Origin of the sequence: Dyella choica (assembly GCF_003977665.1) — a bacterium.
GTDB lineage: Bacteria > Pseudomonadota > Gammaproteobacteria > Xanthomonadales > Rhodanobacteraceae > Dyella_B > Dyella_B choica.
Window position 1 is genome coordinate 557,287 of the sequence record NZ_RYYV01000001.1, and the last position, 10,013, is coordinate 567,299.

Genomic DNA, 10,013 nt, shown 5'->3' on the forward strand with positions numbered 1-10,013 from the left:
GTTACTCCACGCTGCCGCCGGCAGCTTCGATGGCAGCCTTAGCGCCCGCCGTGGCGAGCAGGCCGGACAGCTTCACCGCACGGCCGATTTCGCCCTTGGCGACAACCTTGACCTTCTTGGCGCGGCTGTCGATCAGGCCGGCCTGATGCAGGACGACGGCGTCGATCACGTCAGCCTTGAGGCTAGCGAGCTGGTACAGGAACACCTGTTGGCTCTCGGCCTTCTTCAGCGAACGGAAGCCGACTTTCGGCAGGCGGCGCTGCAGCGGCATCTGGCCGCCCTCGAAACCGAGGCGGTGGCTACGGCCGGTACGGGCATGCTGACCCTTGTGGCCGCGGCCGGCGGTCTTGCCCAGGCCCGAACCGATACCACGACCGACGCGCAGGCGGCTCTTGCGCGAGCCGGCAGCGGGCTTGATGTCATTCAGACGCATCTTGATTACTCCTCAACCCGGACCAGGTAGTAAACCGTGTTGATCAGGCCGCGAACCTGCGGGCTGTCTTTCAGTTCACGGACGTCGTTGGTCTTGTTCAGGCCCAGCGCCTTCACACTGAGGCGATGGCGGGACTGTACGCCGCGCAAGCCCTTAACCAGGCGCACGCGGATGGTTTTTTCGTTGTTAGCCATTGCCCATCACCTCTTCCACGGTCTTGCCGCGCTTGGCAGCGATCTGCTTCGGCGAGGCAACGGCCTGCAGGCCCTTGATGGTGGCGCGCACCAGGTTGATCGGGTTGCGCGAACCAACGGCCTTGGCCAGAACGTTCTTCACACCGACCACTTCCAGCACAGCGCGCATGGCACCGCCGGCGATCACGCCGGTACCTTCGGAGGCCGGCTGCATGTAGACGCGAGCGGCGCCATGGTTGGCCTTGATGGCGTACCACAGCGTGCCGTTGTTCAGGTCGATGCTCACCATGTTGCGGCGGGCGCGTTCCATGGCCTTGGAGATGGCCACCGGCACTTCACGAGCCTTGCCATAGCCGAAGCCAACCTTACCCTCGCCGTCGCCGACCACAGTCAGCGCGGTAAAGCTCATCTGGCGGCCGCCCTTGACGGTCTTGGCCACGCGGTTGACGGCGATCAGCTTCTCGAGCAGGCCGTCAGAGTTTTCGCGATCAGTAGAAGACATTATCTTTTTCCGTATGCCCGGACCATCCGGGACTTTTGCTTGCGGCTGTGCCGCTTGGAGTTGTTTTGGTTGTTGCTTAGAACTTCAGGCCGGCTTCACGGGCGGCATCAGCCAGCGCCTTGATGCGGCCGTGATAGCGGAAACCGGAGCGGTCGAATGCCACGGCTTCGATACCAGCAGCCTTGGCGCGCTCGGCAATCGCCTTGCCCACCGCTGCGGCGGCTTCCAGGTTCTTGGTGCCCTTCAGGCCTTCGGCGATCGCCTTCTGTACGGTAGAGGCTGCCGCCACCACTTTCACGCCGGCGGCGTCGAACACCTGGGCATAAAGATGCTGGCCGGTGCGATGCACGGACAGGCGAGCTACGCCGAGCTTGCGGATGTGCGAACGCGTGGACTTGGCGCGGCGCAGACGGGCTTCATTCTTGTTCATCATGTGTCTCCGGAAAGCGGATTGGCTAATGGTGATCTGCTCTTTTGAAGCGTCCGGCCATGGATGGCCGGATGACTTCACGAGGGATCGCCTTACGCCTTCTTGGCTTCCTTCAGGGTGATCTTCTCGCCGGCATAGCGCACGCCCTTGCCCTTGTAGGGTTCCGGCGGACGATAGCCGCGAATCTTGGCAGCAACCTCACCGACCAACTGCTTGTCCGAACCCTTGATCAGGATTTCGGTCTGCGTCGGGGTCTCGAGGGTGATGCCCTCCGGTGCGTTGAACACGACCGGGTGGGAGAAGCCGAGGCTGAGATTCAGCGCCTTGCCGGCCATCGAAGCGCGGTAACCCACGCCGACCAGCTCAAGCTTGCGCTCGTAGCCTTCAGACACACCCTTGACCATATTGGCCAACAGCGCGCGGACCGTACCGCCGAACTTGTCCTCGGCACCTTCGGCGACCACGACGTTGACCACGCCGTTCTCGACGTGCACCGACGCGCCCGGCAAGGAGTGCACCGACAAGGAGCCCTTCGGGCCCTTCACGGCAATACCGTCCTCGGCGACCTTCAGTTCGACGCCCTTGGGCAGGGTAATGGGTTTCTTGGCAACACGAGACATCGGAAACTCCTTACGCGACCAGGCCGATGACTTCGCCGCCCACGCCCTTGGCGCGAGCCTGCGAGTCGGTCAGCAGACCGGCAGACGTCGAAATGATCGAAATGCCCAGACCGCCGAGCACCTTCGGCAGCTCGTCCTTGCCGCGGTAGACGCGCAGGCCCGAGCGGCTCACGCGTTCGATGCGCTCGATCGCGGGACGGCCTTCGAAATATTTGAGCTTGATCTCGAGCACCGGCTTGCCCTCCGCTTCGGAGGCCTTGGCGTCGAGGATGTAGCCCTCGTTCTTGAGAAGGTTGGCCAGCGCCACCTTCAGCTTCGACGACGGTACGCTGACAACCTGCTTGCCCGTAGCCTGGGCATTGCGGATGCGCGTAAACAGATCGGCGATGGGATCAGTCATGCTCATGAAAACATCCTTCAGAGTGCACCGATATCCGATAAAACCGGAGATCAATTCTAGATTGTGAGCCGACGGAACAGTCGGCCTGCGATGCGCAGACCGACAATCATATCAGCCTTTTCCGGCTTTTGCGAATATTGGTGCGACAAAGTAGTCATTACCCCGCCCCCGACCTTCCGCAGAAGGATCAGGGCCGGGCTTTAGGCTGATGCCAGCAACGGCACCGCCCGGTTCTGGGTGGTTGGGTTTCCCCACCCCAAGCCGCCCTCCGCAGAGAGAGGCCAGCTGAAGCACTGGCTTACCAGCTCGCCTTGCGCAAGCCCGGAACGTCGCCGCGCATGGTGGCTTCGCGAAGCTTGTTACGGCCAAGGCCGAACTTGCGGTAGACGCCACGCGGACGGCCGGAAAGTTCGCAGCGGTTACGCAGACGGCTGGCGCTCGAATCGCGCGGCAGCTTCTGCAGCTTGGTTTGCGCGTCCATCTTTTCCTCGTACGAGGACTTCGGATTGGCCACGGTAGCCTTCAGCTCAGCGCGCTTGGCGGCGTACTTCTTGATGAGTTTGGACCGCTTGATATCGCGGTTAACCATCGATGTCTTTGCCATAAGAACTCTCTTTCTTAAAGAGTCCGGCCAAGGATGGCCGGTTTCTTGATCAAGGATGATCGTATTAATTACGGAACGGGAAGCTGAAGGCTTCCAGCAACGCCTTGGCTTCCTCGTCGGTCTTGGCCGTAGTGGTAATGGAGATATCCATACCGCGGATGGCGTCGATCGCGTCGAAGTCGATTTCCGGGAAGATGATCTGTTCCTTGACGCCGAAATTGTAGTTGCCACGGCCGTCGAAGGCGCGACCCGAAACGCCGCGGAAGTCGCGGACGCGGGGCAGCGAGATGTTGATCAGGCGATCCAGGAATTCCCACATGGTGGCGCGGCGCAGCGTGACCTTGCAGCCGATCGGCCAGCCGTCACGGATCTTGAACGAGGCCACGGACACGCGCGCCTTGGTCGTGATCGGCTTCTGACCGGCGATCTTGGCCATGTCCGCCACGGCGTTCTCGAGCACTTTCTTGTTGCCCGCGGCTTCGCCAACGCCCATGTTCAGCGTGATCTTGGTGATGCGCGGAACCTGCATCACGTTCTCGTAGCCGAACCGCTCGGTGAGCTTCTGGACTACCTGTTCTTTGTAAAAGGTTTCAAGGCGCGTCATGTTCGTGCTCCTCACGCGTCCAGGACCTCGCCGGACGAACGGTACACGCGGACCTTGCGCCCATCAGCGAGCGTTTTGGCACCAACGCGTTCACCCTTGTTCGTGGCGGGGTTGAACAGCATTACATTGGAAATATGGATCGAGGCCTCGCGCTCAACGATGCCGCCGGCCTGGCCGGCCTGCGGGTTGGGCTTGGTGTGGCGCTTGACCAGGTTGACGTTGGAGACGAACACTCGGTCGCCCTCAACGCGCAGCACGTCACCGCGCTGGCCTTTGTTCTTACCTGCGATCACGATGACCTGATCGCCTTTGCGGATACGGTTCATGGTTCTTCTCCGCCTCAGAGCACTTCGGGTGCGAGCGAGACGATCTTCATGAACTTCTCGCCGCGCAGCTCACGAGTCACGGGCCCGAAGATACGGGTGCCGATCGGCTCGAGCTTGTTGTTGAGGAGCACGGCCGCGTTTCCGTCGAAACGGATCAGCGAACCGTCGGCGCGGCGCACGCCCTTGGCGGTACGTACCACCACGGCGTTGTAGACCTCGCCCTTCTTCACCTTGCCACGCGGGATGGCATCCTTCACGGTGACCTTGATCACGTCACCGATCGCGGCGTAACGGCGCTTGGAGCCGCCGAGCACCTTGATGCACATCAATTCCTTGGCGCCGCTGTTGTCGGCAGCGGAAAGCGTGCTTTGCATCTGGATCATGGCTGCACCCTCCCCTTACGCTTCGGCGCGCGTGACGATTTCGACCACGCGGTGATGTTTGGTCTTGGAAAGCGGGCGGCATTCCGCAATGCGCACCACGTCGCCCTCGTTCGCGCCCAGGTCGTTCTGCGCGTGGAGCTTGGTGGAACGGCGCACGATCTTGCCCAGCAGCGGATGCTGCACCTGGCGCTCGATCAGCACGGTAACCGTCTTTTCCATCTTGTTGCTGATGACGCGACCCTCGAGGGTGCGTACCTGTTTCTGGTTGTCGCTCATGTCGGCCGCCTCTTACTTCTTGCCGCCGAGCACGAATTTCGTGCGGGCGATATCGCGCCGAACACGGCGCAGTTGATGCGGCTGGCTGAGCTGGCCGGTGCCCTTCTGCATGCGCAGGTTGAATTGCTCCTTGCGCAGGTCCAGCAGGTGCTGCTTCAGCTCTTCGGCCGACTTGGTTGTTAGGTCTTTGATGGCCATCACATCACCGCTCTGGTCACAAACTGGGTCTGCACCGACAACTTGGCGGCGGCCAGGCGGAACGCCTCGCGCGCAGTAGCCTCGTCGACACCCTCGATTTCATAAAGCATGCGGCCCGGCTGGATCGGTGCGACCCAGAACTCCACGCCACCCTTACCGGCGCCCATACGGACTTCGATCGGCTTCTTGGTGATCGGCTTGTCCGGGAACACGCGGATCCACAACTTGCCGCCGCGCTTCACGAAACGCGTGATGCAACGACGGGCCGCCTCGATCTGACGCGCGGTGAGCGCACCGTGCGTGGTGGCCTTGAGGCCATACTCGCCAAAGCTGACGAGGTTGGCGCTGAAAGCCAGGCCGTCATTGCGGCCCTTGAACTGCTTGCGGTATTTGGTTCGCTTGGGTTGCAACATGGCAACTCTCCTTACTTCGTCCGCTCGCGGCGGCCTTCACCGCCCTCGCGATCACGACGCCCTTCACGACGCCCCTCGCCACCCTCGCGCTCACGGCGAGGCTGCGCGGACTGCTCTTCCTTCGGCTCCTGCCCGATCTGCGCCAGGTCGAAGATTTCGCCCTTGTAGATCCAGACCTTGATGCCGATGATGCCGTAGGTGGTCTTCGCCTCGGCGGTGCCGTAGTCGATGTCCGCACGCAGCGTATGCAGCGGCACGCGTCCTTCGCGGCTCCACTCGGAGCGTGCGATCTCGGCGCCGTTCAAACGGCCCGACACGTTGATCTTGATGCCCAGCGCACCCAGGCGCATCGCATTGCCCACGGCGCGCTTCATCGCGCGACGGAACATGATGCGGCGCTCGAGCTGCTGCGCGATCGACTCGGCCACCAGCTGCGCGTCGAGTTCAGGCTTGCGCACTTCGTTGACGTTGATGTGCGCCGGAACGCCCATCATCTCGCTGACTTCCTTGCGCAGCTTCTCGATGTCCTCGCCCTTCTTGCCGATCACCACGCCCGGGCGGGCGGTATGAATCGTCACGCGGGCGGTCTTGGCCGGGCGCTCGATCAGGATCTTCGAGATACCGGCGGCCGCGAGCTTCTTGCGCAGCATCTCGCGGACCTTGAGGTCGGCAGCGAGGTACTGGGCGTATTCGCCCTTATTGGCGTACCACTTCGAGTTCCAGTCCTTGGCAATGCCGAGGCGGATACCGGTGGGATGAACTTTATGACCCATCGTCTACGTCCTCTTAGTTACCAACGACCACGGTGATGTGGCTGGTGCGCTTCAGGATGCGGGAACCCCGGCCTTTGGCGCGGGCGTGCATGCGCTTCATCGCCGGACCTTCGTCCACGAAAATGCGCGAGACCTTCAGCTCGTCGACATCGGCGCCGAGGTTGTTTTCGGCGTTGGCGACGGCCGACAGCAGCACTTTGCGAACCATGTGCGCGGCCTTCTTGTTGGTGAACTGGAGCACGTCGCTGGCTCGGCCCACGGGCATGCCGCGGACCAGGTCAGCTACCAGGCGTGCCTTCTGCGCTGAGATGCGAGCGCTGCGCAGGATCGCTTTGGCTTCGGTGCTCATCACTTGCCCTTCTTATCGCCGCCATGGCCCTTGAAAGTACGCGTCACCGCGAACTCGCCGAGCTTGTGCCCGACCATGTTCTCGTTGACCAGTACCGGCACGTGCTGGCGACCGTTGTGGATGGCGATGGTCAATCCCACCATTTCCGGCAGGATCATGGAGCGACGCGACCAGGTCTTGATCGGGCGCTTGGAGTTGGTGGAAACCGCAGCTTCCACTTTCTTCACGAGGTGAAGGTCGACAAACGGACCTTTCTTCAATGAACGCGGCATGTCGGTTTCCTAATTACTTGCGACGACGCACGATGAACTGCTGCGTGCGCTTGTTGTTACGGGTCTTGTAGCCCTTGGCCGGCGTACCCCACGGGCTGACCGGATGACGGCCGCCAGAGGTCTTGCCTTCACCACCACCGTGCGGGTGATCGACCGGATTCATCACCACACCGCGAACGGTCGGACGGATGCCCTTCCAGCGGGTGGCGCCAGCCTTGCCCAGCTTACGCAGGCTGTGCTCACCATTACCCACTTCACCAATGGTGGCGCGGCAATCGACCGGAACCTTGCGCATTTCGCCGGAGCGCAAACGCAGGGTGGCATAGCCGGATTCGCGTGCGATCAGCTGCACGGAGGCACCTGCCGAACGGGCGATCTGGGCGCCCTTGCCGGGCTTCATTTCCACACAATGCACGGTCGAGCCGACCGGGATATTGCGCAGCGGCAGGCTGTTGCCGACCTTGATCGGGGCGTCGTGACCGGAGACCACGCGATCACCTACCGCCACGCCGGCCGGTGCGATGATGTAGCGGCGCTCGCCATCGGCGTAGCACAGCAGCGCGATATGTGCAGTGCGGTTCGGATCGTATTCCAGGCGCTCGACCTTGGCGGCAATGCCTTCCTTGTCGCGCTTGAAGTCGATGATGCGGTACGCCTGCTTGTGACCACCGCCGCGATGACGGGTGGTGATGCGGCCAAAATGGTTGCGACCACCCGTTTTGCTCTGACTCTCGGTCAGAGGCGCGTACGGCGCACCTTTGTGCAGCCCCTCGGTGCGGACGCTGACGGCGTCACGACGACCCGGCGAGGTTGGCTTGTGATTGATTAGTGCCATCTGTCAGAACTCCTGGCTCAGGCCTTGGCCGCCACGTCGATCGTCTGGCCTGCGGCAAGGCGAACGTACGCCTTGCGCTTGCCCTGACGGCTGCCCGCGCGGAAACGGAAGGACTTGGCCTTGCCCTTGGCATTGACGAGATTCACCTGCTCGACCTTTACGTCGAACATCTTCTCGACCGCTGCGCGGACGTCAGCCTTGGTTGCTTCGGGGGCAACCACGAATACGTACTGGTTGGTTTCGGCCAGACGGGCCGCCTTCTCGGAAATGTGCGGCGCGCGCAGCGTATTCAGAATGCGTTCGTTGCTCATGCCAGCCACTCCTCGACTTTCTTGACCGCTTCGACGGTCATCACCACGTAGTCGGAACCGACCAGGCTGACCGGATTCAGCGCCAGCACATCCACCACATGCAGGTAGGGGATGTTGCGCGAGGCCAGGTACAGCGCTTCGTTCGCATCTTCTGACACCAGCAGCACGCGGCCGGACACTTCGAGCTCGGCCAGCTTGGCGACCATCGCCTTGGTCTTGGGGGCGTCGATGCCGAAGCCTTCGACCACCTTCAGACGACCCTGGCGGTTCAGCTCCGACAGGATGGAGCGAATCGCCACGCGATAGGACTTGCGGTTGACCTTCTGCTCGTAGCTGCGGGGCTTGGCCGCGAAGGTGACACCGCCGCCCACGAAAATCGGAGCGCGATAGTCGCCGTGACGAGCGCCGCCGCCTTTCTGCTTCTTGAACTTCTTAGTGGTACCGGACACGTCGCTGCGCGAAAGCTGCGACTGCGTACCGGCGCGACCGCCGGCCCGATAGGCCACCACGACCTGGTGGATCAGGGCCTGCTTGAACTCGCCGCCGAACACTTCATCCGACACGCTGAGTGGCTTGGCGCCAATAACATTCAGTTCCATGCCGTCTCTCCTCAACCCTTGGTGGTCGGACGGATCACGACGTCGCCGCCGGTAGCACCCGGCACCGCGCCCTTCACCGCGATCAGATGACGTTCGCCGTCGACCTTGACCACTTCCAGACCCTGCACGGTACGGTTCACCGCACCCATGTGGCCCGACATCTTCTTGCCCGGGAACACGCGACCCGGCGTCTGACGCTGACCGATAGAACCCGGCGCGCGATGCGACAGCGAGTTACCGTGGGTAGCGTCGCCCATGCTAAAGCCATGGCGCTTGATCGTGCCCTGAAAGCCCTTACCCTTGCTGACGCCCGCCACGTCGACGATCTGGCCGACCTGGAACACTTCGTCAGCCTTGATTTCGGCGCCCACGGCATACTTGCCGGCGTCAGCCGAGTTCAGGCGAAATTCCCACAGACCACGACCCGGCTCAACCTTCGCCTTGGCGTAGTGGCCTTTTTCCGGGTTGGTCAGCAGGCTGGCGCGCTTGGCGCCCGCGGTGACCTGCACCGCGCTGTAACCATCGTTATCTTCCGTCTTCACCTGCGTAACGCGATTCGGGGTCGCTTCGATCAGCGTCACCGGAATCGAGCGTCCGTCTTCAGTGAAGAGTCGGCTCATGCCGCATTTGCGGCCAACCAGTCCGATACTCATGTTCGTATCCTGTCTATCGCTCAACCAAGCTTGATCTGAACGTCAACGCCAGCGGCGAGATCGAGCTTCATGAGCGCGTCCACGGTCTTGTCGTTGGGGTCGACGATGTCCAGCACGCGCTTGTGCGTACGGGTTTCGTACTGATCGCGAGCGTCTTTGTCGACGTGCGGCGACACCAGAATGGTGTAGCGCTCGATCTTGGTCGGCAGCGGAATCGGACCGAGAACCGTAGCGCCGGTGCGCTTGGCCGTCTCGACGATTTCGCTGGCCGAACGGTCGATCAGACGATGATCGAACGCCTTGAGCCGAATGCGAATCTTTTGGTTCGCCATAACCGTGTCCTGTTATCTAAAGAACATACTGTGAACCGGGACAGCTTCTCGCCGTCCCGCACAACCCTTCGTACTGCAGACCCCAGACCAGGCCCGGGGAAGGTTCTGCAAAACCCTTCTCCAGCATTCGCACACTGAAGAGACCTCAAAACGCCGGGCAGGCCGTTTTGCGGCCTGCCCAGACAGATATCGTACGCGGAAACCCATTTGGCGACAGAGACTTAGCTCAGCACCGGGACCCCGCAACATCCTTGTTAGCGAATTCGAAGTACGTCCTGTACCTCATTTCGCGGTGAGCCGCTCCAGAAGAAACGGCGAGTCAACTTGGCGACTATAGCTTATTTACAGCCATAGGACAAGCGTCTTACAGAAGGTCGCCTGACTCGCAGGCGACCTTCATACAGCGAAGCTTACTTGGTGATCTTGGCGACGACGCCGGCGCCCACCGTACGGCCGCCTTCACGGATCGCAAAGCGCAGGCCTTCGCTCATCGCGATCGGGGCAAT

General features: G+C 61.9%; 22 protein-coding genes. All 22 read right to left on the reverse strand.

Features of this window, described 5'->3' with window-relative positions; all coding sequences use genetic code 11:
• Position 1: 1 nt before the first annotated feature.
• Positions 2 to 439, reverse strand: coding sequence for a 50S ribosomal protein L15 (gene rplO / locus EKH80_RS02670; RefSeq protein ID WP_230473379.1), 438 nt, complete (start codon positions 437 to 439; stop codon positions 2 to 4).
• Positions 439 to 627, reverse strand: coding sequence for a 50S ribosomal protein L30 (rpmD, locus tag EKH80_RS02675; protein ID WP_126683163.1), 189 nt, complete (start codon positions 625 to 627; stop codon positions 439 to 441). The genes rplO and rpmD overlap by 1 nt, the downstream gene beginning before the upstream one ends.
• Positions 620 to 1,129: a 30S ribosomal protein S5 gene (rpsE, locus tag EKH80_RS02680; protein ID WP_126683164.1), complete on the reverse strand. Its 510-nt coding sequence runs from the start codon at positions 1,127 to 1,129 to the stop codon at positions 620 to 622. The genes rpmD and rpsE overlap by 8 nt, the downstream gene beginning before the upstream one ends.
• Positions 1,130 to 1,205: 76 nt before the next feature.
• A complete protein-coding gene (rplR, locus tag EKH80_RS02685) occupies positions 1,206 to 1,559 on the reverse strand; it encodes a 50S ribosomal protein L18 (protein ID WP_126683165.1) in 354 nt (117 codons plus the stop codon).
• Positions 1,560 to 1,651: 92 nt separating this feature from the next.
• Positions 1,652 to 2,179 (reverse strand): 50S ribosomal protein L6, encoded by a 528-nt coding sequence (gene rplF / locus EKH80_RS02690; protein WP_126683166.1) that lies wholly within the window; start codon positions 2,177 to 2,179, stop codon positions 1,652 to 1,654.
• Positions 2,180 to 2,189: 10 nt separating this feature from the next.
• Positions 2,190 to 2,585 (reverse strand): 30S ribosomal protein S8, encoded by a 396-nt coding sequence (rpsH, locus tag EKH80_RS02695; protein WP_126683167.1) that lies wholly within the window; start codon positions 2,583 to 2,585, stop codon positions 2,190 to 2,192.
• A gap of 292 nt (positions 2,586 to 2,877) precedes the next feature.
• Positions 2,878 to 3,183 (reverse strand): 30S ribosomal protein S14, encoded by a 306-nt coding sequence (gene rpsN, locus EKH80_RS02700; RefSeq protein WP_126683168.1) that lies wholly within the window; start codon positions 3,181 to 3,183, stop codon positions 2,878 to 2,880.
• A gap of 64 nt (positions 3,184 to 3,247) precedes the next feature.
• Positions 3,248 to 3,787 carry a 50S ribosomal protein L5 gene (gene rplE, locus EKH80_RS02705; RefSeq protein WP_126683169.1) on the reverse strand — a complete coding sequence of 180 codons (540 nt, stop codon included), beginning with the start codon at positions 3,785 to 3,787 and terminating at the stop codon, positions 3,248 to 3,250.
• Positions 3,788 to 3,798: 11 nt separating this feature from the next.
• Positions 3,799 to 4,113, reverse strand: a complete 315-nt coding sequence (gene rplX, locus EKH80_RS02710; RefSeq protein WP_126683170.1) for a 50S ribosomal protein L24 — start codon at positions 4,111 to 4,113, stop codon at positions 3,799 to 3,801.
• 14 nt (positions 4,114 to 4,127) lie between these two features.
• Positions 4,128 to 4,496: a 50S ribosomal protein L14 gene (gene rplN, locus EKH80_RS02715; protein WP_115477106.1), complete on the reverse strand. Its 369-nt coding sequence runs from the start codon at positions 4,494 to 4,496 to the stop codon at positions 4,128 to 4,130.
• A 15-nt stretch (positions 4,497 to 4,511) separates the two neighbouring features.
• Positions 4,512 to 4,772, reverse strand: coding sequence for a 30S ribosomal protein S17 (rpsQ, locus tag EKH80_RS02720; RefSeq protein ID WP_126683171.1), 261 nt, complete (start codon positions 4,770 to 4,772; stop codon positions 4,512 to 4,514).
• Between the two features lie 12 nt (positions 4,773 to 4,784).
• Positions 4,785 to 4,970, reverse strand: a complete 186-nt coding sequence (rpmC, locus tag EKH80_RS02725; RefSeq protein ID WP_109723395.1) for a 50S ribosomal protein L29 — start codon at positions 4,968 to 4,970, stop codon at positions 4,785 to 4,787.
• Positions 4,970 to 5,383 (reverse strand): 50S ribosomal protein L16, encoded by a 414-nt coding sequence (gene rplP, locus EKH80_RS02730; RefSeq protein ID WP_126683172.1) that lies wholly within the window; start codon positions 5,381 to 5,383, stop codon positions 4,970 to 4,972. The genes rpmC and rplP overlap by 1 nt, the downstream gene beginning before the upstream one ends.
• Before the next feature lie 11 nt (positions 5,384 to 5,394).
• Positions 5,395 to 6,156 (reverse strand): 30S ribosomal protein S3, encoded by a 762-nt coding sequence (gene rpsC / locus EKH80_RS02735; protein WP_126683173.1) that lies wholly within the window; start codon positions 6,154 to 6,156, stop codon positions 5,395 to 5,397.
• Between the two features lie 13 nt (positions 6,157 to 6,169).
• Positions 6,170 to 6,505 carry a 50S ribosomal protein L22 gene (gene rplV, locus EKH80_RS02740; protein WP_126683174.1) on the reverse strand — a complete coding sequence of 112 codons (336 nt, stop codon included), beginning with the start codon at positions 6,503 to 6,505 and terminating at the stop codon, positions 6,170 to 6,172.
• A complete protein-coding gene (gene rpsS, locus EKH80_RS02745; RefSeq protein WP_115477112.1) occupies positions 6,505 to 6,777 on the reverse strand; it encodes a 30S ribosomal protein S19 in 273 nt (90 codons plus the stop codon). Before rpsS ends, rplV begins: the two co-directional genes overlap by 1 nt.
• Before the next feature lie 13 nt (positions 6,778 to 6,790).
• Positions 6,791 to 7,612, reverse strand: coding sequence for a 50S ribosomal protein L2 (rplB, locus tag EKH80_RS02750; protein ID WP_126683175.1), 822 nt, complete (start codon positions 7,610 to 7,612; stop codon positions 6,791 to 6,793).
• Positions 7,613 to 7,629: 17 nt separating this feature from the next.
• Entirely contained in the window at positions 7,630 to 7,923 is a 294-nt protein-coding gene (gene rplW, locus EKH80_RS02755) for a 50S ribosomal protein L23 (RefSeq protein ID WP_126683176.1), read from the reverse strand.
• Positions 7,920 to 8,522 carry a 50S ribosomal protein L4 gene (gene rplD, locus EKH80_RS02760; RefSeq protein WP_126683177.1) on the reverse strand — a complete coding sequence of 201 codons (603 nt, stop codon included), beginning with the start codon at positions 8,520 to 8,522 and terminating at the stop codon, positions 7,920 to 7,922. The genes rplW and rplD overlap by 4 nt, the downstream gene beginning before the upstream one ends.
• Before the next feature lie 11 nt (positions 8,523 to 8,533).
• Positions 8,534 to 9,175, reverse strand: a complete 642-nt coding sequence (gene rplC / locus EKH80_RS02765) for a 50S ribosomal protein L3 (RefSeq protein WP_126683178.1) — start codon at positions 9,173 to 9,175, stop codon at positions 8,534 to 8,536.
• A gap of 20 nt (positions 9,176 to 9,195) precedes the next feature.
• Positions 9,196 to 9,507 (reverse strand): 30S ribosomal protein S10, encoded by a 312-nt coding sequence (gene rpsJ / locus EKH80_RS02770; RefSeq protein WP_014402136.1) that lies wholly within the window; start codon positions 9,505 to 9,507, stop codon positions 9,196 to 9,198.
• A gap of 410 nt (positions 9,508 to 9,917) precedes the next feature.
• Positions 9,918 to 10,013, reverse strand: a 96-nt coding sequence (locus tag EKH80_RS02775) for an EF-Tu C-terminal domain-related protein (protein WP_148110417.1), incomplete at its 5' end; no start/stop codon positions are given.